This is a genomic window from Acinetobacter sp. CY81 (assembly GCF_059515925.1).
In genome coordinates, this window is record NZ_JCAKNC010000018.1 from 11,372 (window position 1) to 36,328 (window position 24,957).

The 24,957-nt window shown below is 38.5% G+C and carries 18 protein-coding genes and 4 tRNA genes; 12 read left to right on the forward strand and 10 right to left on the reverse strand.

Annotated features, from left to right (window positions below):
* Positions 1 to 11: 11 nt before the first annotated feature.
* Complete coding sequence (gene dnaQ, locus AC5YDM_RS14575) at positions 12 to 1,535, reverse strand: DNA polymerase III subunit epsilon (protein WP_496152794.1); 1,524 nt, start codon at positions 1,533 to 1,535, stop codon at positions 12 to 14.
* 216 nt (positions 1,536 to 1,751) lie between these two features.
* Here dnaQ and AC5YDM_RS14580 point away from each other — a divergent pair, with 216 nt between their 5' ends.
* The 6 genes from AC5YDM_RS14580 to AC5YDM_RS14605 all read left to right on the forward strand — a co-directional run bounded on the left by AC5YDM_RS14580 (position 1,752) and on the right by AC5YDM_RS14605 (position 12,078).
* Positions 1,752 to 5,186 carry a lytic transglycosylase gene (locus AC5YDM_RS14580; RefSeq protein ID WP_496152795.1) on the forward strand — a complete coding sequence of 1,145 codons (3,435 nt, stop codon included), beginning with the start codon at positions 1,752 to 1,754 and terminating at the stop codon, positions 5,184 to 5,186.
* A gap of 61 nt (positions 5,187 to 5,247) precedes the next feature.
* Positions 5,248 to 7,065, forward strand: coding sequence for an extracellular solute-binding protein (locus tag AC5YDM_RS14585; protein ID WP_496152825.1), 1,818 nt, complete (start codon positions 5,248 to 5,250; stop codon positions 7,063 to 7,065).
* A gap of 28 nt (positions 7,066 to 7,093) precedes the next feature.
* Positions 7,094 to 8,176, forward strand: coding sequence for a microcin C ABC transporter permease YejB (locus AC5YDM_RS14590; RefSeq protein ID WP_496152796.1), 1,083 nt, complete (start codon positions 7,094 to 7,096; stop codon positions 8,174 to 8,176).
* The gene (locus tag AC5YDM_RS14595; protein ID WP_496152797.1) at positions 8,176 to 9,189 is read left to right on the forward strand and encodes an ABC transporter permease; all 1,014 of its coding nucleotides are present in this window, start codon (positions 8,176 to 8,178) and stop codon (positions 9,187 to 9,189) included. Before AC5YDM_RS14590 ends, AC5YDM_RS14595 begins: the two co-directional genes overlap by 1 nt.
* On the forward strand, positions 9,164 to 10,753 hold the full coding sequence (locus tag AC5YDM_RS14600; RefSeq protein WP_496152798.1) for an ABC transporter ATP-binding protein: 1,590 nt from the start codon (positions 9,164 to 9,166) through the stop codon (positions 10,751 to 10,753). Before AC5YDM_RS14595 ends, AC5YDM_RS14600 begins: the two co-directional genes overlap by 26 nt.
* A gap of 80 nt (positions 10,754 to 10,833) precedes the next feature.
* The gene (locus tag AC5YDM_RS14605) at positions 10,834 to 12,078 is read left to right on the forward strand and encodes an NADH:flavin oxidoreductase/NADH oxidase family protein (RefSeq protein WP_496152799.1); all 1,245 of its coding nucleotides are present in this window, start codon (positions 10,834 to 10,836) and stop codon (positions 12,076 to 12,078) included.
* Between the two features lie 181 nt (positions 12,079 to 12,259).
* On the opposite strand, the gene AC5YDM_RS14610 is transcribed toward AC5YDM_RS14605, so the two are convergent.
* Complete coding sequence (locus tag AC5YDM_RS14610; RefSeq protein WP_496152800.1) at positions 12,260 to 12,961, reverse strand: glutathione S-transferase N-terminal domain-containing protein; 702 nt, start codon at positions 12,959 to 12,961, stop codon at positions 12,260 to 12,262.
* A gap of 211 nt (positions 12,962 to 13,172) precedes the next feature.
* Here AC5YDM_RS14610 and AC5YDM_RS14615 point away from each other — a divergent pair, with 211 nt between their 5' ends.
* Positions 13,173 to 13,778, forward strand: a complete 606-nt coding sequence (locus tag AC5YDM_RS14615; protein WP_496152801.1) for a YiiX family permuted papain-like enzyme — start codon at positions 13,173 to 13,175, stop codon at positions 13,776 to 13,778.
* 241 nt (positions 13,779 to 14,019) lie between these two features.
* Here AC5YDM_RS14615 and AC5YDM_RS14620 read toward each other — a convergent pair whose 3' ends face one another.
* The 7 genes from AC5YDM_RS14620 to AC5YDM_RS14650 form a co-directional block, all read right to left on the reverse strand.
* Complete coding sequence (locus AC5YDM_RS14620; RefSeq protein WP_496152802.1) at positions 14,020 to 14,694, reverse strand: hypothetical protein; 675 nt, start codon at positions 14,692 to 14,694, stop codon at positions 14,020 to 14,022.
* 432 nt (positions 14,695 to 15,126) lie between these two features.
* A tRNA-Glu gene (locus AC5YDM_RS14625) sits at positions 15,127 to 15,202 on the reverse strand.
* Positions 15,203 to 15,262: 60 nt separating this feature from the next.
* Positions 15,263 to 15,338: transfer RNA gene (locus tag AC5YDM_RS14630), tRNA-Glu, on the reverse strand.
* Between the two features lie 26 nt (positions 15,339 to 15,364).
* Positions 15,365 to 15,440 (reverse strand) — tRNA-Glu (locus AC5YDM_RS14635).
* A 133-nt stretch (positions 15,441 to 15,573) separates the two neighbouring features.
* Positions 15,574 to 16,461, reverse strand: coding sequence for a hypothetical protein (locus AC5YDM_RS14640; RefSeq protein ID WP_496152803.1), 888 nt, complete (start codon positions 16,459 to 16,461; stop codon positions 15,574 to 15,576).
* Between the two features lie 74 nt (positions 16,462 to 16,535).
* The gene (locus AC5YDM_RS14645; protein ID WP_496152804.1) at positions 16,536 to 17,948 is read right to left on the reverse strand and encodes an amino acid permease; all 1,413 of its coding nucleotides are present in this window, start codon (positions 17,946 to 17,948) and stop codon (positions 16,536 to 16,538) included.
* Positions 17,949 to 18,060: 112 nt separating this feature from the next.
* Positions 18,061 to 18,136 (reverse strand) — tRNA-Glu (locus AC5YDM_RS14650).
* A 258-nt stretch (positions 18,137 to 18,394) separates the two neighbouring features.
* On the opposite strand from AC5YDM_RS14650, the gene AC5YDM_RS14655 reads away from it, so the two are divergent.
* Complete coding sequence (locus tag AC5YDM_RS14655) at positions 18,395 to 18,868, forward strand: YaiI/YqxD family protein (protein WP_496152805.1); 474 nt, start codon at positions 18,395 to 18,397, stop codon at positions 18,866 to 18,868.
* Between the two features lie 91 nt (positions 18,869 to 18,959).
* Positions 18,960 to 19,853 carry a DMT family transporter gene (locus AC5YDM_RS14660; protein ID WP_496152806.1) on the forward strand — a complete coding sequence of 298 codons (894 nt, stop codon included), beginning with the start codon at positions 18,960 to 18,962 and terminating at the stop codon, positions 19,851 to 19,853.
* Positions 19,854 to 19,888: 35 nt separating this feature from the next.
* Here the strand turns inward: AC5YDM_RS14660 and AC5YDM_RS14665 are convergent, their stop codons facing one another.
* Positions 19,889 to 20,458: a PilZ domain-containing protein gene (locus AC5YDM_RS14665; protein ID WP_496152807.1), complete on the reverse strand. Its 570-nt coding sequence runs from the start codon at positions 20,456 to 20,458 to the stop codon at positions 19,889 to 19,891.
* Between the two features lie 23 nt (positions 20,459 to 20,481).
* Between AC5YDM_RS14665 and AC5YDM_RS14670 the strand changes: the two genes are divergently transcribed.
* From AC5YDM_RS14670 to AC5YDM_RS14680, 3 genes are all read left to right on the forward strand, one after another.
* Positions 20,482 to 21,717, forward strand: coding sequence for a lipoprotein-releasing ABC transporter permease subunit (locus AC5YDM_RS14670; protein ID WP_496152808.1), 1,236 nt, complete (start codon positions 20,482 to 20,484; stop codon positions 21,715 to 21,717).
* The gene (gene lolD, locus AC5YDM_RS14675) at positions 21,710 to 22,387 is read left to right on the forward strand and encodes a lipoprotein-releasing ABC transporter ATP-binding protein LolD (protein ID WP_496152809.1); all 678 of its coding nucleotides are present in this window, start codon (positions 21,710 to 21,712) and stop codon (positions 22,385 to 22,387) included. The genes AC5YDM_RS14670 and lolD overlap by 8 nt, the downstream gene beginning before the upstream one ends.
* Before the next feature lie 111 nt (positions 22,388 to 22,498).
* Positions 22,499 to 24,946 (forward strand): DNA internalization-related competence protein ComEC/Rec2, encoded by a 2,448-nt coding sequence (locus tag AC5YDM_RS14680; RefSeq protein ID WP_496152810.1) that lies wholly within the window; start codon positions 22,499 to 22,501, stop codon positions 24,944 to 24,946.
* The last annotated feature ends 11 nt before the right edge of the window (positions 24,947 to 24,957 follow it).

A 24,957-nucleotide genomic window follows, 5' to 3' on the forward strand; every position in this document is an offset into this window, starting at 1 on the left:
GAAACATGAATTTATTTTCCGAAAAAACAAGGTTCACCATGTTTTTCTTGATATTGTTTGACCCAGTTCTCATGTTGTTCTAATTCATCATCTGACGCCATAATCAGAGGCAAATCAAATTCGATCTTTGCTCGTTGTATAGACTGACTTGCAAAGTCTTGATGTGCGTTCGCACTATCCATATCAAAAGATACTTGACCACCCGTCATAGCAAGATAAACGTCAGCTAGAATCTCGGCATCGAGCAATGCACCGTGGAAAGTACGGTCACGCTGCACGATTTCATAACGTCTGACCAAGGCATCTAGAGAGTTTTTCTGCCCAGGATGCTTAGATTTCGCCATTGCCAATGTATCGGTAACTTCACATACATCTGACAGCGCTACAAAGCCAGCACGTTTAAACTCCATATCCAAGAAGTTCATATCGAAGCTAGCATTATGCGCAATGATTTCAGCACCTTTTAGATAATCAAAAAGTACGTCAGCAATTTCAGCATAAACAGGTTTGTCTTTTAAGAATTCATCTGAAATACCGTGGACATTTTCAGAGTCACCCACTGGTTTTTTCGGATTAATATAAATATGAATCGAACTGCCGGTCAGTTTACGGTTGATCATTTCAATCGCGCCGACTTCAATGATTCGATCTGTATCTTGATAATAGAATCCAGTGGTCTCTGTATCGAGAATCAATTGACGCGGTCCTTGCAGATTTAACTTTGCAGGGGTGATCACAATATGAGGATGTTGCTTTGTCATATTTGCGTTTGCATTCCCATGTGTTAGCGTCGATGCATCAGCATCGAGAACATCATGAGCTGTTGAATCAGTTTGAGCATTGCTCATCATCGAAGAAGTATTAGATTCATTGGATTGCTCTTGATCAGAAGCGTCCTGATTTGATTCAGAAGGGTTCATATGATGTTGCACTGATAAATTGTCAGGTTCTACTTCATCAAAGCCTTCTTCAGCCAAATCAAAACCAAATGGATCATCTAAAAGCCAGTCGCTCTCAATTTTTTTTTTATCATCCATTTTATTATCAATGACGTGCTCTAATGGTTTTGCGGTTTCTTGAGCTGAAGCAGTAGAAAACTCACCATTCTTCATCTTTTCTAAGGTTTGATCCGCACCTAAATTGGCTAATTGGTCTGCCATTTCATTGCCCGGATGCCCAGCATGACCTTTAATCCAGTTCCACTCTATATTTCGACCTTGGCAAGTAGCATCGAGTTTTTTCCAAAGATCTGGATTTTTAACATCTTTCCAGTTTTTCTTTTTCCAACCCTGAATCCACTCAGTAATACCACGTTTCACATAGATTGAATCCGTCCAAACAATCAATTTCGCATCCATAGGACAAAATGCGATTCCTTCAATTGCCGCGGTTAATTCCATGCGATTATTGGTTGATTCTGGTTCACCACCACACAGTTTATGTTCTTCGCTTTCGGTAATGATATAGGCACCCCAGCCACCAAGGCCTGGATTTCCACGGCATGCACCATCAACATAAAGGGTGATTTCAGACATAGTTTGAACCAATAAAAAAGAATAAAGAGTTGAACAACCAGATTTAAGAATTTATTGTATACGCAAATGGGGATCATCAGTGCTTTAACTGCGTGTTTTTTAATTTCTTGTAACATTTATCAATAATGAGGATGCATTTCTAGGGTTGTCTCTGAAGTTGTGTCCTCTAAAATGTCATTTATAAAATAAATCTATTATTCGTTGTTCGGAATTTGTATGTATAAACCAACCACCACAGCGTGGAAGCCACCTGTTACTCTTTTCTTTAAATTATCTGTAATTGCATCTGCGGTGGCAGGTTTAGGTTTAACTACAGGTTGTTCATCTACGCCTGCAAAGGCAAAAGTCCAAAAGTCCCAATCGGGTATGTTAGATGCCAATAGTTTGGATTCGCTTGAGGATTTACTTTCAGCAACTGACATGCGTGCAGTTGAAGGCGACCGTTTGTTGATTTTGAAACATGGTGATGTGTGGAAGCGCATGACTGTTGGTTTTAAAATGGATGAAAATAAATGGGATCCACGTATTGAGGCACAACGTGGATGGTTCATTACACGTCAGCCCTATATTGAGCGCTTAAGTGCACGTGCTTCGCGTTATCTTTATCACACGGTTAAAGAAGCAGAACGTCGTGGCTTACCAACAGAATTAGCATTATTACCTGTGATTGAAAGTTCGTACGATCCTGCAGCGACAAGTAGTGCAGCTGCAGCAGGGATGTGGCAATTTATCCCGAGTACAGGAAAAATTTACGGTTTAAGACAAACCACAATGTATGACGGTCGTCGTGATGTTGTTGAATCGACGCGTGCTGCTTATGAGTTCTTAGGTAGCTTATATAATCAATTTGGTTCTTGGGAATTGGCTTTAGCAGCCTATAATGCAGGTCCGGGTCGTGTTCAACAGGCAATTAATCGTAACCGTGCTGCAGGATTACCTACAGATTATTGGTCTTTAAGATTGCCGCAAGAAACCATGAACTATGTGCCACGTTTTATGGCAGTTGCACAAATCATTAAATCTCCACATAAATATGGTGTGAATTTACCACCCATTGCGAACCGTCCACACTTTAGAGAAGTAGGTGTACCTGCAGGTTCGAGTTTAAATGAAATCGCATCAATTACTGGTTTAAGTCGTGCCGAGTTGTATCAATTAAACCCTGGGCATCGTGGTGATATCGTAGATGCGACCAGTACCATGCGTATTTTGATTCCTGCTGATTTAAATCCAAATATTGATGCACGTTTAAAATCACTCAAATCATCGGGTGGTGGTTATTGGGCGGGTGGCACATCACCATCATCCAATGCAGTGACAACCAAAACAACGACATCACCGATAGTGACTTCAACTAATCCACCACCGGTTTTAAATCAGTCTACCCAAAATCAATCTGCGCAAAGTAAATCTCAGTCAACGGCTTCAACTGTTGCTGTTACGACTTCAATGAAGCCAGTTGAAACCAAGCGTCCAGCCGATGCTCAAGCTACACTAGCTGCATCAGTCAAAACTCCAAGTACATCTTCGACACCAATGACCGTTGGCAGAACGCCAAGAGGTTCAGATGCATTGGCTGCATTTGCATCTTCTGCAGTCTTACCAAGTGCCCCACGTATTCCAGTCGCGATTACGCCAGCAGTGAACGTGAAACCGGTACTGGTCGAACCACCTATTTCAGCGGATGAGCGTGAAAACATTTTAGGTACTCTCCCTGCTGAGCCTCGTTTAACTGCTGAGCAAGTGATTGAAAAAGCGATTGAGCCTGAAGCAACCCAAGCTGAAAAAGATGAAGTTGTTAAGGAGATTACCGCTTTAGCACCGAAAGGGACTGAAATTGTTGATCCTTTAGATGGCAAAATTAAATTGACTGCGATTCAAACCAGTCAGTCTGTTGCTGCACAACAAGGATCTGAGGTTAAAGTTGGTTTTGCATATCCAAAATCAGTCGCTGAAAATACAGCAGCATCATCAGAAGAAGCGAAATTAAATCAAAACAAAACATTTGAAAAAACTGACATTGAAGTGATTGTTAGTGCTCCAAAAGGTAAACGAAGCACTTATACGGTTTTACCGGGCGATACTTTGGCTGTCATCGCAATGAAAAATGGGGTCAATTGGCGTGATATTGCGAAATGGAACCAAGTAGATCCAAATGGAACATTATTTGTAGGAACAACACTTTATCTATATGACGCAAAACCACCTGTTCAAGAATCAAAATTAGCAGAGAAAAAAGTGGAAGAAAGACCTTCTATTTATGTGGTTAAGCCGAATGATCATTTGACTGGATTAGCGAATGAATTTGATCTATCCGTACAAGACTTAGCTGAATGGAACGGCTTGAATGTCAACAGCAATCTGTTCGTGGGTCAAAAGTTAAGTTTGGTTGAAAAGAAAGGTGCGACGACTAAATCCCAAACGACTTCTAAAAGTCAAACTGCAGCTAAGACTCAAAGCCAAGCGAAGCCGACTGAATCATCAAGTGCCACTGCTTCTAAAATTAAAACTCAGTCTTATGTAGTGAAGCGTGGTGAATATCTCAAGTTGATTGCAGATCGCTATGCATTATCCAATCAAGAGTTAGCTTCTTTAACTGAAGGCTTAAAAGCAGATACTTACCTGATTGCAGGGCAACGCATCAATGTCCCTGTTGATCAGCTTACACCAGTTAAAGACCTTGCTGAAAAAAATACGCGTAGCCAAATTGATAAGGTGTCAGTCCAGCCTGCATATAAAACGGAAAGTTATCGCGTTCAAAGCGGTGAAAGTTTATATAGCATCGCGATGAAATCGAATATCACGTTGAATGAGTTGGTTGAGTTAAATGATTTGCAAACCAATAAAGGTTTGTATGCAGGTCAAACGATTAAAGTTCCAGTCAGCAATAAAGTCCCTGATAGTTATACTGTTCAATCGGGGGATAGTCTTCATGCTGTGGCGAGCAAATATAACTTAGGGATTGCACAAGTTGCAGAGTTGAATGGTTTGAAACCGTCAGCGGGATTATTTGTTGGTCAGAAGCTAAAACTAACAGGAACAGCTGAAGCATCCAAAGCTGTTGCAGATCGTAGTTCAAAATCAGAAGCAAGAACCTCGACCAAATCATCGAATGAAGCTGTTTCCGAAGTTTATGCTGTTCGTTCTGGTGAAACTTTAGCTTCAATTGCACGTAAATTCGGTATGCAATTGGACGATTTACTTGAGTTAAATGATCTTAGTCGTCACTCAACTATTCGTGTAGGTCAGCGCTTAAAAGTCACTGGTGAAGATACTTCATCTGATGAGAGCTCATCGAAAGCTAATCGAACTACTACAGCCACGCCTAAGTCATCAACCAATAGTAATCGAGCGACAGAGCCCTACACGGTTAAAGCGGGTGAGTCTTTAAATGTGATTGCTGGTCGTATGGGAATCACGACTAAAGAATTGGCTGATTTGAACGATATGAATGCTCGATCTGGGTTACAACGTGGTCAGACTTTACAAGTACCTAAATTGGTCACTGAATATAAAGTACGTAGCGGTGATTCAATGATTCGTATTGCCACTCGATTTGGCATTGAAACTGATCAGTTAGCGGATATGAATGATCTAAAATCGAATGCTTCTCTACAAGTTGGTGATATTCTAAAAGTTCCCAATTTTTAGTATTTGCTTGAGCAATTAAGGATTCAGCGCAAGGATGCAACCGCTTATTAAAATAGCACGAATGATGGCGTTCGCTGTTGTTTGCTCAAGTTTTACAAACGTCGTTTGGGCGCAGGTTCAAACGAGGCCTTATATTTCACTTTATGCCACGCCAAAATATTCCAATGTGAAAAGCATGCCTTATGCAAATCCTAATGCTCCTAAAGGTGGATTGATTAGCTATTCAGCCAATGGGACATTTGATAATTTAAATAGCATGAATGGTAAAGGAACTGAAGTAGATGGCGTGAGCAATTTATTTGACACGTTGATGGGAAGTTCACTGGACGAACCCAGTGTACTGTATCCATTGCTTGCCGAAAAAGTCACCTTTGATCCAAAGAAAACACAGTATGTAATTTTTCACCTCAATCCCAAAGCTAAATTTAGTAATGGTAGTGGTGTTACGGCTGAGGATGTGAAATTTAGTTTTGATGTATTTCAAACCAAGAGCAATCCAGGTTTGCAAATGTATTTATCAGATTTGGCAAAAACAGAAGTTTTATCCAAACATAGTGTCAAAATGACATTCAAATCAGATAACAATACAGAAATGCCGATCATTTTGGCGCAGATGCCTATTTATTCAAAAGCGGATTGGAAAAACAAAGATTTCACTAAAATCACCATGCAACCGATTATGGGATCTGGTCCCTATACAATTGATAAAATTGATGCAGGGCGAAGTATTACCTATAAGCGAAATCCAAATTATTGGGCAAAAGATCTACCATTGAACCGTGGTCGCTATAATTTTAATCAAATTAAATATATCTATTACCGCAACATGGATATTGCCTTTGAGGGCTTTAAATCGGGACAATTTACGTTTCATGAAGAGAAAAAAGCCAGAACCTGGGTGACAGGCTATAATTTTCCCGCTTTAGAATCAGGTATGGTCAAAAAATATATTTCATCACCTGAAACGCCAGCTCCGACGCAGAGCTTTGTATTCAATACGCGAAAAGCCCCTTTTAATAATATCTATTTTCGTCAAGCATTGACCTATGCTTATGATTTTGAGTGGCTGAATAAGGCGCTTTTTTATGGTCAATATCAACGATTACAAAGTCATTTTTCAAACAGTGAGCTAGAGCCAAAAGGGTCGCCAAGCACGGCTGAACTCAAAATACTGCAAAACTATCTACCCAAATTGCATCCTGTGCAAAAAGAAGGGGCTTTAGCCAATTGGAAATTTCCAGTTTCTGATGCCAGTGGATTTAACCGCCAAGGATTGTTGCAAGCGCGTACAATTTTATTGAAAGCGGGTTATCGCTTTAAAAATGGAAAATTGCATGATCAACGTGGTAAACCGATCCAATTTGAGTTGTTGATTCATCAAAATGGTTTACAGCGTACCTTATTGCCTTTTATTCGTAATGTGAAAAAACTGGGTGTAGATGTTCAAATTCGTCAAGTCGATGTACCTCAGTATCTAGAGCGTATGCGCCGTTCAGATTTTGAAATGACCACGATGGTCATGCCACAATCTTTAACACCAGGCAATGAGCAAGCACAATTTTGGAGTAGTAAAGCTGCGGATGAGGTAGGAAATTACAATTTCTCAGGCATTAAAAATCCAGTGATTGATGATGCAGTCCAACAAGTGATTCGTGCACCGAATCGTGAACAGCTGATCTTAAGAACCAAAGTGTTAGATCGATTGTTGCGTGCAGGCTATTATCAAATTTTAACGTATGGCAATAATAAAAATTGGTATGCCTATTGGAATATGTACAAACAACCGACTGTGAAACCCAAGTTAGCATTGGGTGAACAATATTGGTGGGTGGATCAAAACGAAGCCCAAAAAGTTGCTCAATATTTACGTCGCCAATAAGACGTAATAAAAAAGGGATTGCGTAAATATGGGCATGTATATTTTAAAGCGTTTGTTATTGATTATTCCCACGCTGTTTTTAATTTTGTTGATTAATTTTATTGTCATCCAATTGGCACCGGGTGGACCTGTTGAACAAGCTATACAGAAAGCTGAAAATTTCCAAGGTATTGGGGCTGCAACAGGTGGTGGTGAGGCTGGCTCTACAGGGACCAATGTGGGTGCGCAGTATCAAGGTGCGCGAGGGTTGAGTGATGAAATGGTCGCAAAAATCGAAGCGCAGTATGGATTTGATCGACCTGCTCATGAACGCTTTTGGTTGATGCTGAAGGGTTATACCAGTTTCGATTTTGGGACCAGTTTCTTTAAAGATAAGCCTGTCACTCAACTGCTATGGGAAAAAATGCCTGTCACCATTTCACTGGGGCTGTGGAGTACTTTACTGATTTACTTAGTATCTATTCCTTTGGGTATTAAAAAAGCACGTCAACATGGTTTGTTTTTTGATAAATCGACATCTCTGCTCTTAGCCGTAGGTTATGCCGTTCCATCCTTTGTCTTTGCGATTTTACTGATTGTGTTCTTTGCAGGTGGATCTTATTTTCAATGGTTCCCACTGCAAGGTCTTGTTTCTGAAAACTTTGCACAACTGAGCTTGTTTGGAAAAATTGCCGACTACTTTTGGCATATGGCTTTGCCATTAACAGCATTAGTGTTAGGTGGTTTTGCGGGTTTAACTTATCTGACGAAATATTCGTTTATGGAAGAACTGAACAAGCAATATGTACTCGCAGCACGTGCAAAAGGTCTAAGTGAAAATAGAGTGCTTTACGGTCATGTTTTTCGTAATGCTATGTTGATTGTGATTGCAGGTTTGCCTGAGGCATTGGTTGGTATTTTCTTTGTCGGTAATTTATTTATTGAGATTATTTTCAATTTAGATGGTATTGGGCTATTGGGTTTTGAAGCGATTCAACAGCGTGATTATCCGGTGATCTTTGGAACATTGTTTATTTTTACTTTGCTCGGTTTAGTACTTCGTTTAATCAGCGATGTGTTGTATCAAGTGATTGATCCTCGGATTAACTTTGATTCGAGAGGAGCAAAATAATGTCTCCAATCATGCGTGAGCGTTTTAATCGTTTTAAATCAAATCGGCTAGGCTTTGGCTGCTTTATTTTATTTGCAATTATTTTTATCGCATCACTGTTTGCTGAGTTTATTGCAAACGATAAACCGATCATTGTGCAGTACCAAGAACAGCTCTATTTCCCAGTCTTTAAAACCTATGCTGAAACAGAGTTTGGTGGCATCTTTGAAACAGAAGCTGATTATCGTGACCCCGCAGTAGAACAGATGATCGAAAATAATGGGTGGGCGATTTGGCCGATTAGTCGTTATTCTTATCAAACACCGAATTTTGATTTGACTGTTCCAGTACCGTCACCACCCACTGCACAAAATTGGTTGGGGACTGATGATCAGGGACGTGATGTGCTTGCGCGGATTTTGTATGGGTTACGTGTTTCGCTGTTATTTGGTTTAGCGCTAACTTTATTAGCGTCTGTAATTGGAATTCTGGTTGGTGCAATACAAGGCTATTATGGTGGTTGGATTGATCTTATCGGACAGCGACTTCTTGAAGTGTGGGGTGGATTGCCGACATTATTCATGGTGATGATTTTAGTCAGTATGTTCACACCAAGCGTGTATTGGTTGTTCTTTATTATGTTGTTATTTGGTTGGACAGCATTGGTCGGCTTGGTTCGTGCAGAATTTTTGAGGGCGCGAAATTTAGATTATGTCCGAGCAGCTCGATCCTTGGGTGTCAAAGATTCCACGATTATTTTTAGGCATATATTACCCAATGCGATGAGTTCAACATTGTCCCAATTACCTTTTATGCTGACTGCCAATATTACGGCTTTGACTGCGCTTGATTTCCTTGGTTATGGTTTACCGCCGGATGCAGCATCTTTAGGTGAGTTATTACTTCAAGGTAAAAATAACTTGAGCGCACCGTGGTTGGCATTATCAGGTTTCTTTACGCTGGCAATCGTCCTTTCACTTTTGATTTATATTGGGGAGGCGACTCGAGATGCATTCGATCCAAGAAGAAATTAAGCCGTTGTTGACTGTTCACCATCTTCAAATTAAGAATCGACAGCAAGTCTTGGTTGAAGATCTGAGTTTTGAACTCAGACAAGGTGAAACGCTAGCCATCGTCGGTGAAAGTGGTTCGGGAAAGTCTATTAGTAGTTTGGCGCTACTTGGCTTGTTGCCGCAAAATTTGCAGATTTCAGGTGAAGCTTTATTTCAAAATAAAAATCTACTCACATTAAATCAACAAGTGCTACAAAGTATTCGTGGTCAACATATTGCTATGATTTTTCAAGAGCCGATGACAGCGCTCAATCCATTGCATCGAGTTGAAAAAATTATAGGTGAGCCACTGCTGTTAAAAGGGAATAGTAAGCAAGAGGTTCGCCTTAAAACGATTCAATTACTCAATGATGTGGGTTTGAGTGATGCCGAAGCTAAACTTAGACGTTATCCACATGAGTTGTCTGGTGGTCAGCGTCAGCGTGTCATGATTGCAGCTGCTTTAGCACTAGAGCCTGATATCTTGATTGCAGATGAACCAACAACTGCATTGGATGTGACCTTACAAGCTCAAGTACTCGATTTATTAAAGTCACTGATTCAACAGCGCAATATGGCAATGATTTTGATCAGTCATGATCTAAACTTGGTTCGTCATTATGCACAGCATGTAATTGTGATGAATCAGGGTGTCGTGGAGGAGCAGGGAGCTGTTGAGGCTGTCTTTAACCAACCTAAAGCCAGTTATACGCAACATTTATTGAACCATGATTTTGGCGTAGCAAATCCTGCATTATCAAACCGTCAGCAAGTTTTAGATTTAAATCAGGTCGCAGTTAAGTTTCCGATTAAGCATGGTTTTCTAAACCGCGTGAAAGATTATTTCGTCGCTGTTGAGGCTTTGGACTTAAATATTTCTAAAGGTGAATCAATCGGTGTAGTGGGGGAAAGTGGCTCGGGTAAAACGTCTTTAGCGCTCGCAATCGCAAGATTAATTGAAAGTGATGGCAAAATTGTTTTATTGGGAAATGATCTGAATCGCTTGAATGAAAATAAATTGAGACCTTTACGTAGTAATTTTCAAATTGTGTTTCAAGATCCCTTTAGCAGTTTAAATCCGAGGATGAATGTTGAACGGATTATTGGTGAAGGCTTAGCGATAAAAAAAGTAGCTGCGTCAAAAATGATTGAGCTGATCGATCAATCGCTGACGCGTGTCGGATTACCTACACATTTTAAAAGTCGTTATCCGCATGAGCTATCAGGTGGACAACGACAACGTGTGGCATTGGCTCGCGCACTGATTTTAAAACCTAAACTCATTATTTTGGATGAGCCAACATCGGCTTTAGACCGTACCACGCAACGTTCTATCGTAAAGTTATTGAGACAGTTGCAACTAGAAGATGAACTCAGTTACTTGTTTATTAGTCATGATCTACATGTGGTAAGAGCACTTTGCCAAAAGATCTTAGTTTTGAAGAATGCTCAAGTGATTGAGTTTCAAGAGACAGAGCAACTGTTTTTACATCCACAAAATGAATATACAAAAAACCTCATCAAGGCGAGTCAATATTCATCTTAATCAAATTGACATTATGGATTGTCAACTTTACACTCGATTGAATCATTCATTTCATAGATTAAAAATAAGAGATCGTAAGCATGAGCCAGATTGCAGAACAGATTCAAATTCGAAATACCACATTTAAAAATCGTGTGATTAAAGGTGCAATGAGCGAAGCTCTCGCAAATGCAGCGGGGGAGCCAAATCATCTTCATCTAGGCTTATATGAAGCTTGGGCAAAAGGTGGTTTAGGTTGTGCAATTACAGGTAATGTGATGGTGGATGCACGTGCTAAGAATGAACCTGGGGTTGTCATTGTAGAAACTGAGCGAGATTTGTCAAAATTAAAGCAGTGGGCGGATTTGGGTAAGCAACATGGTATGGTGCAGTTGATTCAATTGTCACACCCAGGGCGTCAATGTCCTAAAGGTCTCAATAAAGAAACAGTTGCACCTTCTGCAGTGCCATTTAGTGCGATGCTTGCAACGACCTTTGCCACACCGCGTGCATTGCGTGAAGATGAAATCTTAGATCTGATTCAACGCTTTGCAACCTCAGCTGCAATTTGTGAAAAAGCAGGCTTTGAAGGTGTGCAGTTACATGGTGCACATGGTTATTTGATCAGTGAATTTCTGTCTCCACTCACCAATAAACGTACGGATCAATGGGGTGGGTCAATTGAAAACCGTACTCGTTTTTTATTAGAGATTTATAAAGCAGTCCGTGCTGCAACATCTGAGAACTTCATTATTTCGGTAAAGCTTAACTCTGCTGATTTTCAAAAAGGTGGGATTACTGAAGAAGAAGTCATTTCTGTCTTTAAAGCCATAGATGAAGCTGGAATTGATCTGATTGAAATCTCTGGTGGCACATATGAAGCTCCTGCAATGGCGGGAGCAAAATCAAATCAACGTAAAGAAAGTACCATTGCTCGTGAAGCGTACTTCCTCGATTTTGCTGAAAAAATTCGTAAGGAAGTGAAATGTAAACTGATGGTGACAGGTGGTTTCCGCACAGTGCAAGGGATGAATGCAGCGCTTGAAAGTGGTGCATGTGACTTCATTGGTATTGCACGTCCACTCGCGGTAGAAACGGATTTAACAGATCGTTTGATTGCAGGGCAGGATGTCAAATACGCTGTGAATCCGATTAAAACGGGCATTCCATTTGTCGATAAAATGGCGATTATGGAAATTATTTGGTACGCGGCACAGTTCAAGGCGATTGGTGAAGGTAAAGCACCTAACCCTAAATTGTCGCCACTCAAAGTCTTTTTAAATTATGCCAAAGGCAATATTAAGGCAATTATTCAAGGTAAAGTGAATTCACGTAAGAGTGCTTAAGTATTTAGAATGATTGATTTAAGTTGAGTGCTATCATTAAAGACATTGCTTCTCAACTTTAAATCCATGTCTTACTTTTAGAGTGTTTGAATGTTGAGGAATAGTCCAAATAAGAGCATGACATCAGTTAAAGCTTAATTTGGACTATTTTTTTGTTGACCACTTTTATCTATTTCACAATTTAAATATTCCAGTATTGCTGAAAGACTGATTCAGACCATTGTCCATTTTTTAAAGCAATTTGAAAAGCGGGTCTACTTTCTAAGTCTTGAAGATATCGTTGAATATTGGGATAAGTTTGGAATTTTGGACTTGTCTCGATACAAGCTCTCAGTGGAAACCATAGGATAATATCTGCAACCGTAAACTCCAAGCCAGCAATCCATTGCTTGTTACCCAGTTGTACTTCGATTTCGTTCATTTGCATTTCTAAGGCATGATTTAAAAAACCTTTGTCGAAACCATATTTTAATAGCATGGAAATAGGTTTGGCTATGAAAGGCGTTTTATTGACAATCTGAGCAAAAATCTGTTTTAAAGCCATATTGGGCATAAAGCTAGATTCAGCAAAATTTTTCCAATAGAGGAAATCAATTTGTTCTTCATTTCCTAAATTGTTTAAGCCTAGTTTTTGAAACTTGTGAGTCAAGTAATCAGCAATGGCAGTTGTTTCACTTAGGAAATATTCCTGAGTTTGACTACATTGAATATGTAGTAATGGAAATTTGGGGTTAGAGGACAAAGTTTTTAACTTTTGATAAGTGGTACTGTTTTGATCAACCTTGCATATTTCTAATTGGTATTGCAGTTCAAGCTCTTTTAAAAGCCATAAAATACGCTGAGAGCGAGAATTGGCTAAGTGGTAAAGTGTAAATGATGTCATTGAAGCAGCTGATTTATTCAAAATTATCTAAACTGTTTTATCACGATTTCATGGATTTAAGTTGTTTTGTAAAAGCAAATTTTCTAAAGTTTTAATATTTTAACTTTTACATCCTAAGTTTTAGTCATGAGTTGATAGGAATGTCTATTCAAGTCGATTGATTCGGTTGAATGATATAGTGTGACGGAAGATTGGATAGAGAAAAATAATAATGATTAAACTTCCTTATAAGCGTGTGGTCTTGATGGTCTGGGTAAGTTGCCTATCAAATACCGTTATTTTTGCTAAAGGCTTTCAAACGGGCGATATTATTTTTCATACTTCTAAGTCTTCTCAAAGTATCGTGATTCAAAAAGCAACAGCTTCGCCTTATAGTCATATAGGGATGATTGTTTATAGAAATGGCAAACCTTGGGTTCTTGAAGCGATTCAACCTGTAAAATATACGCCATTCGATGCTTGGACGAAGCGTGGTGTGAATGAACAATATGTAGTGAAGCGTTATCATAAAAATTTGAATGCTGAACAACAGTTGAAGTTGGTCAAATCCGCCGAAAAGCATTTGGGTAAAAATTATGATTTGTATTTTGGGTGGGGTGACGATGCAATTTATTGTTCTGAGATTGTATGGAAAGCTTATGATCAAGCACTTGGAATCCAGCTTGCACCACTACAAAAACTTCGACAATTTGATTTAACAGATCCTAAAGTGAAAGTGCTAATGCAAACGCGGTATGGTAATAAAGTACCTTTAAATGAAACAGTTATTGCGCCAAATGCAATTTATAACTCGAAGAAACTGATCGCTGTTAAATGAATACGTCATTGGATATTTATTCTTATTTCATCCGAATATTTTTCTAAATTATAGTTAAATATCACTTCATTAATTTGAGGGGTGTAATAAATCACAAAAAAAGCCCAGTCGATGATGAATGGACTTTTCAACACACAATAAATATTTGATTTATATTAGATAAAAATAGAGTTTCGTATAATCCGTATTATGTTGATTTTAGAAAAACTATAAAGAAGTTAAGAAATTAATGGGGTTTGAATTAATAAATACTATCAACTTTATTGTATTCAACTACTTTCATTTCATAGCCGTAATCTGTTTTATTTTTAAGATTAATCAGCACAAATCGGGTATCCATCACTTCTAACAGTCTCCAATCGGATTGATCATTAGGATATGTTGTTTGCTGTTCAAATAAAACTATTGGTAGTGTCTTATTATTAATCGCTTTATTAGCATCGTTCATACCACTTCCAAACATACAACCAAAAGAAAAAATCGTTAAAAAAAGTACTAAAGGGAAGCTAAAGTATTGCTCTATCTGTCCTCCAAATATAGAACTATGTACATATGAATAATAAAACACACCGAAATAAAGCGGAATTAACTTAGTTGATAAGGTAGTTGATTCCTGTATTCCTATCAAAAATATGAGTAGTGTTAAAAATAATATGGAAAAAATGAGTGAATATAAGTGGCCTACCCAAACTGAAAAAGACCAATACATTAAAGAAAGTATGCTCCCAAAAGCAAATAATAAAGTAGTAGTTAGAATTGAGTAAAATAAACTATAAGCAGATATAGAAGGTAATATCCATAAAGCATCAAAGGTAGAAAAATATCCAAACTTATAAGTTCCAGCTAGTGCTATTAGGATCAATGGCATAGCAGCATAAAGCTCAAGAACTTTCTTTAATGAGAAAGAGTTATACAAAAATATCCCCAATTTAAAATATAAGATTTACAAACATCTCAAAAGACACCTATATAACTCTTAGATATTGATCATAAAAAAATTATTAGAGCATATTACTATCTTTAACCCGTTTATTGTCTATTGTTTAAAAAGTACACGACAGATTATGTCTCATTAAGTAAATTTTATTATGTATTGCTTATCCGATTTAACATAATAGGCGTTATGCAAATTCTTAACTTTTCAGTTTCTGCAGGATTATCAGTTCATTTTTTTGAGCTTTAGAATTCATTACTATAATAAGTAAATCATATAGATAATTTTTTAATGCAAAAGAACAGGGTGTAGTATGAAATGAGCCAATTATAATACAAGCTACAAACATCAAATACAAAAAATCCCAAGTCATGATGCTTGGGCTTTTTTGTTGAGATTTTTACGTCTCGAATATGGCGTCCCTACGGGGATTCGAACCCCGGTTACCGCCGTGAAAGGGCGATGTCCTAGGCCTCTAGACGATAGGGACAGTGTGAAGTAAATATATTTAAACCAATTTAAAATCTTAAAAATTAAGATGTAAATTTAATGGCGTCCCTACGGGGATTCGAACCCCGGTTACCGCCGTGAAAGGGCGATGTCCTAGGCCTCTAGACGATAGGGACTAAATAAACATACATACTTCTGAAATTGGCGTCCCTACGGGGATTCGAACCCCGGTTACCGCCGTGAAAGGGCGATGTCCTAGGCCTCTAGACGATAGGGACTTTTCAGAGGTGGGCGTATATTAGGGTGGATTTGTAAGTGTGTCAAACCTTTTTCAGGGCTAATCTTTAAAATTATAATCAAGTGCATAAAAAGGCATCAAGTTGATGCTAAATCATTCGAAATATGACATTTTTATCGTTTTAAGGCTTCAACAATGCTTTGAATGACTTTGGGGTGTTCTAGATAACCTGCAATTTTATGCGGTGTGGAAATAGGGGTATTTACTGGAAAATTAATAATTGCAGGGTGAAAGTCGAAAGGTGCATTTGAAAGTGGAAATGCCGTTAAGTAATCATCAGGCGAATAAAAGTTTATCCAATCACCTTTGAGCTGCTTTGGACGGCTAATCGGGATGGGTAATTTATCTTGAATCACTTTATATGCCAAAGGCGAACCGAGCGTAATCAACGTTTGAATACGGAAACCCCTAATTTTATGAAGTAAGTTATAAGCGATCACAGTTCCTAAAGAGTGCGCCACAATGATGTGATTTTCATTAGGTTGTAAGTGTTGCATGATTCTTTGGTCAACTTCATGCATGAATTTTTCATTTTCAAGATAAAGATAAGTCTCAATGAGAAATTTCTGAATGAGGGAAAGATGAAGTTTAGGGTAGTGATTGAGGAAAATAATAAATTCTTTTAAGACATGATCTTTTGAGAGTGCTGAAACTAAACTTAAGCGCTGAGACATGGTGGGTGAGTGATTGGGGTTGAATGTAGGAAGAGCACAAATATTCGGATGTGTTTCATTGACGATGGTTGGGTTTTGGGTGAGGTGAAAAGGTAGGTGTAAACCTCCCCAAGATTTGGGTAAAAATGTAGTCAAGTCTAAGCTATTTTTCAACTGATGCTTAGAGAGTAAATCACCATAAAAAGGCAAGCTGATATCGAGTGTATTAATATCTAGATCAGCATGAATATCTTTGAGTCCATTCTCAAAGAGTGTTACCCAATATTGTTTTAATGTTGTCGCATTATAATTTTTTTGGTTCATTCCATGTATAAAAACAATCCGCATAGATCATCACTATTCTCATTATTCTTGGTTTTAGATTAAAAAAAAGAGCGGTCAATGACCACTCTTTTTATGTGTTAGTTTTGCTTTCGATAGAAAACGTAATAACTCAAATAACAGCCTGCAATAAACAGTAAACATCCAAAGAAGCTAATACGCATCGTAGGATCGAAGACCATACTTAAACAGGTAATAAAGCAGAAGATAAAACCTAAGATCGGTACGATTGGGAACAGCGGTGCTGCAAATCCAAGATCTTTCGCGGTTTTACCCTGTTTGTACCATTGTCGACGGAAATTATATTGGCTTAAACAAATACTCATCCAGACCACAACCATGGTAAATGCAGCAATACCAAGTAAGTTGGTGAAAATCGTTTCAGGTGCAAACTGCTCTGAAAGTAAACCAGGCATTGCGCCGATCATGGTCACCATAACAGCAATATATGGGATTCCGCGTGAATTCACTTTTGAGAATACAGCAGGAAGTTGCTTGTTATGAGAAAGTGACCACATCATACGAGATGCTGCGAATAAACCAGAGTTCGCTGCTGATAATAATGCTGTGATAATGACGAAACGGATAATGTCTTCTGCATATGGAATGCCAATATGCTGGAATACCGTTACAAATGGACTGCTACTCACACCTTCTGCAGCAAGACCTGCTTCTTGATGAGGAAGTAGAGAGGTAACCACAACAATGGTTCCGACAAAGAAGATTAATAAGCGGAAAATTGCTGTATTAATTGCTTTAGGTACATTTTTCGCAGGATCTTTGGTTTCACCTGCAGCAACACCAATCAGTTCCGTTCCTGAAAATGCAAAGTTCACAATGAGCATGGTTGCGAAAATAGGGAAGATACCCTCAGGGAACCAACCATCAGAAGTTAAATTACTGAATAAAGGTGCAGATTCATAGCCTTGGTAGCCCAGTACCCCAAAAATTGCCAATAAGCCTAATAGAATAAAAGCAACGACTGTAACAACTTTAACCAAAGCAAGCCAAAATTCAGATTCGGCAAACCAACGGGTTGAAATCATATTTAAACTAAATACGAATACACCGAAAATGATCGTCCAAATCCACATAGATATATCTGGAAACCACTCTTGCATGAGTAATGCAGCAGCAGTGAACTCAGTACCGAGTGTGACAGACCATGTCAGCCAATATAACCATGTAATGGTATAACCTGTACCTGGACCAATATAGCGCTTGGCATAAGCGCCAAAAGAACCAGACTCAGGCATGTGTACGGCAAGCTCACCCAAACACAGCATAACCATGTAAGCGATGATACCGCCAAGAAGATAAGCAAGAATGGCACCTACAGGCCCCGTTTGTGCAATGACTTCACCCGAACCTAAAAATAGTCCAGTTCCGATTGCGCCACCAAGCGAAATCATAACCAGATGTCGAGTACTCATAGCGCGTTTTAAAGGCGCAGAATTGCCCTGATGCGTAGCATCATTCGGAGATGAGTGCATAGGAATTGAATAGAATCAAAAGAATGAAGCGGGCTATTGTAGTGAAAAACTACAGATCTGCAATGAAATAATAGTAATTTTGAATATGCTTTGATCGTATGAGATCAATAGATGGCGTCCCTACGGGGATTCGAACCCCGGTTACCGCCGTGAAAGGGCGATGTCCTAGGCCTCTAGACGATAGGGACGTTGCGAGGTGATGTGTATACTAAGGATTTAATATTTCTTTGTCAAAACAGTTTTGACAATATTATGTTTAAACGTTCATACATTGAGCAAAAACAAATAATTAATTATATTTTAAAATTTTAAAACATGATTCAAAGCTACCCATTGAGTCATTTTAAGTCCTTATTCAAACAAATCTAAAGGCTTTATCGCTTTAATTCTATCAATCTCATTCAAATTTGATAGTATTGATTTACTGTGATTTGTAGGAAATTTTTGTGCTGCCTTTTAAGCTTTGGGTTGATGCGGATGCACTTCCAAAAATTTTACGCGAGGTGATTTTACGCGCTTCTGATCGATACCAACTGGAAGTTACTTTTGTAGCAAATCAAAATGTTGGGATTACGCCATCAGTACGAATTAATTCAATTCAAGTCATGAGTGGTGCAGATCAGGCGGATCAAGAAATCGTAGATCGCATGAAAGAGCATGACATTGTAATGACACAAGACATACCTCTTGCTGCTCAAGTGATCGAAAAAGGTGGAATTGCAATTCATCCACGTGGGGAAATTTGGACAGAATCTAATATTAAAGCTCGACTGCATTTACGTGATTTTATGGATACTTTACGTGGCGCTGGTGTAAATACAGGCGGACCTGCTCCGATTTCTGAACGTGATAAGCGTGAGTTCTCAAGCGCATTAGACCAAACCATTCAAAAGCAAAAGCGTAAGACTACTCATCTATAAATAAGTATCTATTCTTAAGCATCATTTTTCTTATATAGAATTTAGACGTATTTAGAGTAATTCGATTTCCAATCACTAAAGCAGATAACGAATGCCATCGAAATTCAATATAGCCTTAACCTATGCGTTACTGGTTTTTATTTGGGCGACAACGCCTTTGGCAATCGTGTGGAGTGCTACAGACTTACATCCGCTGTGGGCTTTAGCACTTCGATTTTTTCTGGCATTTCCTATCGCTATTCTACTGTTACTCATTCTAAGAGGATGGTTACCGCTAGATCAGCGATCTATTCAAAGCTATATCGCAGGTGCATCTAGCTTCATTGGGTCGCAAATTTTTACCTATTTAGCTGTGGATTATCTGAGTTCTGGGTTGATTGCACTGATGTTTGGATTGGCACCATTAATCACAGGAATTTTAGGCGTCTTTATATTTAAAATTCGTCTGTATTGGAGTCAATGGTTAGGTATGGTGATTGCTCTGATCGGGCTTGCTATCATTAGTTTAGGTGGTGATCAGCAAGTCGTGCATCCGACTGGCATTGTACTGATGCTGATGAGTGTCTTAATTTACTGCGCCTCGATCTTCTGGATTAAAAAGATTAATGCACCGCTTCAGCCTTTATCACAAGCAACGGGATCAATAACGATTTCAACCTTGATTGCACTTTGTCTGTTGCCCTTTATTTGGCAATACGCGCCTATACAAATTCCTGAAATGAAATCACTTTTGGGATTGTTTTATGCTGTGGTGATGTCTTCATTGTTGGCGATGTTTTGTTATTTTAAATTGATCAAAAATATTAAAGCGACGACTTTATCATTGACCACAGTCTTAACACCCATCATCGCATTAGGTGTGGGTGCTTACTTCAATAATGAAGCCTTAACGACCATGATTTTTGTAGGCGCTTTTGTACTACTCACGGGATTATTTGTTTACTTCTACAAAGACTTGATGCTTGCCTATAAAGTTAAAAAATAAAATCTTTAGAATGCTTACTTTGGGTATTGTACAACCTAACTTTGAGCTTGATGTTGAGCTACTGCATTGGCAAGTTTAACTCGATCTTGCGGGTGTAAAGTGATGAAATATGCCCCCGTACGATATTTACCATTTTCTTCAGGTCGACTATAAACAACATGTGCTGTCGCTGCGATATGGAAGAAATTTTCAGGATGGCTCAAACTAATATGAATATAAGACCCATCAGGGATTTCTTTTTCACTATAAAAACTTAAACCAGTCTCTGATAAATTCACCGAATCAGGAATTGGTAACATGGTTTGTACAATTGAATCGTATAGAGAACCATTAATTAGGTTTAATTTTTGGTTAAATAAGGATAAGATTCGAGCAATTTGTTGATCTTTTTGATTTAATTGTTCCAATTCGTATAGAAGCGCATGATCAAATTGATCTAATTCTGCAAGTAAGAGAAAATAACGCGGTAATACAAAATTTGAATCATATGGGTCATTGAGAGCAATTTCTTCAGAAATGATCTGATAGTTAATCCTTAGCGCAGCATCAATACGGGACATGACGCGTCTTTCGCTTTCTCCACTTTGGTGCTGTAGAGCTTCCATTAAAACACCTCGGACTAGATGGTATGTTTAAACCGATCTCGCTGTATATAGGGTTGAGATACACTCGCGCACGGCGGAGTAATCACTTTATTTCTTTTATCGCTTTGGTATCAATGATCGGTTTGACTCTCGGGGTCGCTGTTCTTATTACAGTTTTATCTGTGATGAATGGATTCGATCGCGAATTAAAAAACCGAGTCTTGGGTATGATACCTCAAGCTACTGTTTCTTCAACACAAATTTTAACAGACTGGCCAGAGCTTGCCAAGAAGATTGATACGCATGAACATGTTGTAGGCACAGCGCCATTTACACAATTACAAGGCATGCTGACAGCTCAAGGACAGGTTGCTGGAATCATGGTCACAGGGATTGAACCTGACTATGAAAAGAAAGTTTCAATTATTCAAGATCATATGGTGCAAGGTGATATTAACTCTTTGAAAAAAGGAGAGTTTGGTATTGTACTGGGCAAGCAAATGACGGATGCATTGGGCTTGAGCTTAAATGATAGTGTTACTTTAGTCTTACCTGAGGCAACACCTTCACCAGCAGGGGTCGTACCGCGTTTTAAACGGTTTAAAATTGTGGGTATTTTCAGTATTGGTGCTGAAGTTGACTCAATGATGGGTTATATCGCACTGAATGATGCTTCGACTTTGCTTCGTTTACCAGATGGTGCTCAAGGTGTGCGTATGAAGTTGGATGATATCTTTAAAGCCCCTCAAGTGGCTGATGAGATTGTTCAGCAACTGCCAGGTCAGTTCTATGCATCTAATTGGACGTATACCCACGGTAACTTGTTTAGTGCCATCCAAATGGAAAAGGCAATGGTAAGCTTACTCTTGTTCCTGATTGTATTGGTTGCGGCATTCAACATCGTTTCATCATTAGTGATGGTGGTTACAGATAAAAAATCTGATATCGCAATTTTAAGAACTTTGGGTGCATCACCGATTACCATTACTAAAATTTTCATGGTGCAAGGTACGGTCATTGGTGTGGTAGGTACGCTTGCTGGTGCTGCATTAGGGATCATTTTTGCAACTAATATTAGTGGTTTTATGGGGTGGTTAAATACCACCATGGGACTAAATTTGTTTGATGCATACTTTATTAACTACTTGCCATCATATTTAAGATGGCAAGATGTTGCATTGATTGTTAGTGTTTCTTTGGTATTGAGCTTCCTTGCTACAATTTACCCTGCATTACGTGCATCTAAAATCCAACCAGCGGAGGCACTTCGTTATGAGTAATGTCGTGTTAGATGCTCAAAATATTCAAAAAAGCTTTACCGATGGCAAGTCGACTGTCGACGTGATCAAAGGTTTGTCCTTACAGGTCAATGCTGGTGAATTTGTCTCTATTGTCGGATCGAGTGGATCTGGTAAAAGTACCTTGTTGCATGTTCTCGGTGGTTTAGAGCGACCAACATCAGGTATTGTGAACTTAAATGGTAAACGTTTTGATAATTTAGGTGAAGCAGAGCGTGGTTTCTTACGCAATGAACATCTCGGTTTTGTATACCAGTTTCATCATCTTTTACCTGAGTTCTCTGCGTTGGAAAATATTTCAATGCCGTTAATGCTACGTAAAGGGGCTGATTTTAAGCAAGTGAAACAACGCGCTGAATACTTACTTGAGCGTGTTGGCTTGTCTCATCGCATGACTCACAAACCTGGTGAATTGTCTGGTGGTGAACGTCAGCGTGTGGCTTTAGCGCGTGCTTTAGTGACTCAGCCTAAATTAATGATGGCAGATGAACCGACAGGTAACTTGGATCGTAAAACGGCAAGTAGTATTTTTGAATTGCTCACCGATTTACGTCAAGAGTTTAATATGGCGATGCTAATCGTGACTCATGATGAACAATTGGCTAAAGAAGCTGATCGTATTTTACACATGCAAGATGGTCTATGGGTTTAATCAATAATGCTCAAATCAAGTGACTTTTATTTGGAATAAAACCGATCATTAACCTTTTAAAGCTCAAGAAATTGGGCTTTAATTGTTTCAAAATAACAATAAAGAATCACCATGTATTTGTTTGTTTTATTGATCGCTTGGATCATGGGTATTTCTACAATGGGGCATATTTTGCCTGAAAGATTGGTCGCAACTGCGCCAGTTTTTTATATCATTTCCTTATTGCTATTGATCACTGGCTTTCTGAAATTTTCGCTGACCACTAAACGATATTTTCAGCTTTTTAAAATGGGTTTCATTGGAATCAGTGTATTTTTTCTTGGACATCAATTTGCCTTAGATTCATTACAAGATCGGCTTAAACATCGCTTTAATATTGTAGAGGAGCGAACAGAAATTGTTTATATCAGCCGTTTAAATGAAATAAATATGCGAGATGAGCAGCAATCTGTGAAGCAAATTGCTGAGCTCGCTGATGAGAATGATCATGAGAGCCATAGTGTACTTTTATATTTAAATGATCAATTTACTCAAACTGATTTAAAACTCGGTCAATATTATCAAATCACAGGGAAAGTTAAACCCGCACATAGTTATGCCATAGCGCATGTATTTGATCAAGAAAAATGGCTGATACAGCAAAATATAATGGGCACAATGCAAGTTAATCATTTTGAGCTGATTCCTCAAAATGATCCTCGGCTTGTAAAATATAATAAATTTTTTAAATCCAATTCAAGTTGGTTAAGTCGTTTTAAGGTTGCTAGTGAGCAGCTCAGACTCGATTTTAGGAATTTAATTCAATCACAATCTTTGAATCATAAAGGATTGTTATTAGCCCTATTAACGGGTGATGAAAGCTTATTATCAGACTCTGTGAAAGAGCAATTTAGAGTGTTAGGGATATCGCATTTATTGGCTATCTCAGGTCCACATGTTCTGATTTTTGCAGTGATTGTCTGTTTTTTTATAAATCTTATGATTTCAAAATTTAAACCACAGTTATTTTTGAAGGTTCCACGTCCTTATCTTTTGGTTATTCCATTTTTAGGTTGTGTATTTCTATATACCGCTTTTGTCGGGTTTGAAATTCCCGCAATGCGAACGCTACTAACTGTGGCAATTGTAAGTATTGCAATTTTAGCTAAACAGCACGTGAATGCATTAAAGCTATTATTGATAAGCGCGAGCATTTTATTATTCATAGACCCTTTTAGTATTTTATCACCTGCATTTTGGCTGTCATACGGTGCTTGTTTTATTTTGATTCGAGTTTATCAAACCATGGTTAGCCATCGTCATTCTGTAGATCGGTCGCAGCTAGATTCTTGGAAAACGAAAGGATGGCTATTCTTGAAAGTTTTAGTCGATTCGCAATGGAAAGTTTTTATCGCTTTATTTCCTTTGGTCGCGATTATTTTTCAGCAGGTTTCTTTGATTTCACCTTTGGTTAATTTGATCGCTATTCCTATGATTGGCATGGTTGTGGTGCCATTGGAGGTCGTAGCAGCACTATTAGGCGTGATCAGTGAACCACTTGGATTGTTGTTTTTTAATTGTGCAGATTGGGCATTAAGTTGCTTATTGGCTATATTCAGATTATTGCAATTTGTATTTCAGCCTAGCCTCACGTGGTTAAGTCTCTCGACGATTTCAATCGTCAGTATTGCTATTGGAATCATTATTCTATTTTTGCCTCGTTTCGTTGTACCTAAAGCTTGGGCATTAATTTGCTTTTTACCGTTAATCATTCCGCTTAAAAGAGCACATGAATTCAGCTTAACCGTTTTAGATGTTGGGCAAGGTCAGGCAGTACATCTACAAAGTGAAGACAAACAGATCATGATCGATGTGGGTGGTTATTATGATGAGACGAAATTTAGTGTAGGACGTCAATTGATCATCCCTTATTTAATGGGTGAGGGGATATCAAAGCTGGATCAAATTTTTCTTTCACATTTGGATCAAGATCATGCAGGCGCATTTAAGGATATTGCCCAAGTCTTAAAAATTGATCAAGTTAGGTCAAACCAGCAAGATGAACGCTTTAATAATTTAAATTTTGATTATTGCTATGCAGGGCAAATACAGAATATTGGCAACATCAGATTGAGTGTGCTTGCACCAGAGCGTGATAATCTGAGCCATGTTGATGAAAATAAAAATGAGTTATCTTGTGTGATTTATATTGAAGTACTGAATGCACAGGGTTTTAAAAATTTTCTCATTATGGGCGATGCAGGTTGGCAGACTGAGTATACGTTATTACAAAAATATCCAAATCTCGATGTGGATGTGCTTATTTTAGGACATCATGGTAGTCAATATAGTTCATCCTTTGATTTTCTAAAACGACTCAATCCGAAGTTAGTAATTGCATCGGCAGGTTTTAATAATCGCTATCATCATCCGCATCCGATTGTCCTTGCACGATTAAAGGCATTGGCTATCCCGTATAAAACCACGATAGATCAAGGAAGTATCCAATTTAGCTTGGATAAAACTGGTGAAATTAACGTTCAAGATTATCGAGATTTAAAACTTTGGTTGAAAAGGTAGTTGATATTTAG

Bases quoted from the DNA above. Each gene is read 5' to 3' on its own strand.
- dnaQ (WP_496152794.1), bottom strand. From the start codon at position 1,535: ATGTCTGAAATCACCCTTTATGTTGATGGTGCATGCCGTGGAAATCCA.
- AC5YDM_RS14580 (WP_496152795.1), top strand. From the start codon at position 1,752: ATGTATAAACCAACCACCACAGCGTGGAAGCCACCTGTTACTCTTTTC.
- AC5YDM_RS14585 (WP_496152825.1), top strand. From the start codon at position 5,248: ATGATGGCGTTCGCTGTTGTTTGCTCAAGTTTTACAAACGTCGTTTGG.
- AC5YDM_RS14590 (WP_496152796.1), top strand. From the start codon at position 7,094: ATGGGCATGTATATTTTAAAGCGTTTGTTATTGATTATTCCCACGCTG.
- AC5YDM_RS14595 (WP_496152797.1), top strand. From the start codon at position 8,176: ATGTCTCCAATCATGCGTGAGCGTTTTAATCGTTTTAAATCAAATCGG.
- AC5YDM_RS14600 (WP_496152798.1), top strand. From the start codon at position 9,164: ATGCATTCGATCCAAGAAGAAATTAAGCCGTTGTTGACTGTTCACCAT.
- AC5YDM_RS14605 (WP_496152799.1), top strand. From the start codon at position 10,834: ATGAGCCAGATTGCAGAACAGATTCAAATTCGAAATACCACATTTAAA.
- AC5YDM_RS14610 (WP_496152800.1), bottom strand. From the start codon at position 12,961: ATGACATCATTTACACTTTACCACTTAGCCAATTCTCGCTCTCAGCGT.
- AC5YDM_RS14615 (WP_496152801.1), top strand. From the start codon at position 13,173: ATGATTAAACTTCCTTATAAGCGTGTGGTCTTGATGGTCTGGGTAAGT.
- AC5YDM_RS14640 (WP_496152803.1), bottom strand. From the start codon at position 16,461: ATGCGGATTGTTTTTATACATGGAATGAACCAAAAAAATTATAATGCG.
- AC5YDM_RS14645 (WP_496152804.1), bottom strand. From the start codon at position 17,948: ATGCACTCATCTCCGAATGATGCTACGCATCAGGGCAATTCTGCGCCT.
- AC5YDM_RS14660 (WP_496152806.1), top strand. From the start codon at position 18,960: ATGCCATCGAAATTCAATATAGCCTTAACCTATGCGTTACTGGTTTTT.
- AC5YDM_RS14665 (WP_496152807.1), bottom strand. From the start codon at position 20,458: ATGGAAGCTCTACAGCACCAAAGTGGAGAAAGCGAAAGACGCGTCATG.
- AC5YDM_RS14670 (WP_496152808.1), top strand. From the start codon at position 20,482: ATGTTTAAACCGATCTCGCTGTATATAGGGTTGAGATACACTCGCGCA.
- lolD (WP_496152809.1), top strand. From the start codon at position 21,710: ATGAGTAATGTCGTGTTAGATGCTCAAAATATTCAAAAAAGCTTTACC.
- AC5YDM_RS14680 (WP_496152810.1), top strand. From the start codon at position 22,499: ATGTATTTGTTTGTTTTATTGATCGCTTGGATCATGGGTATTTCTACA.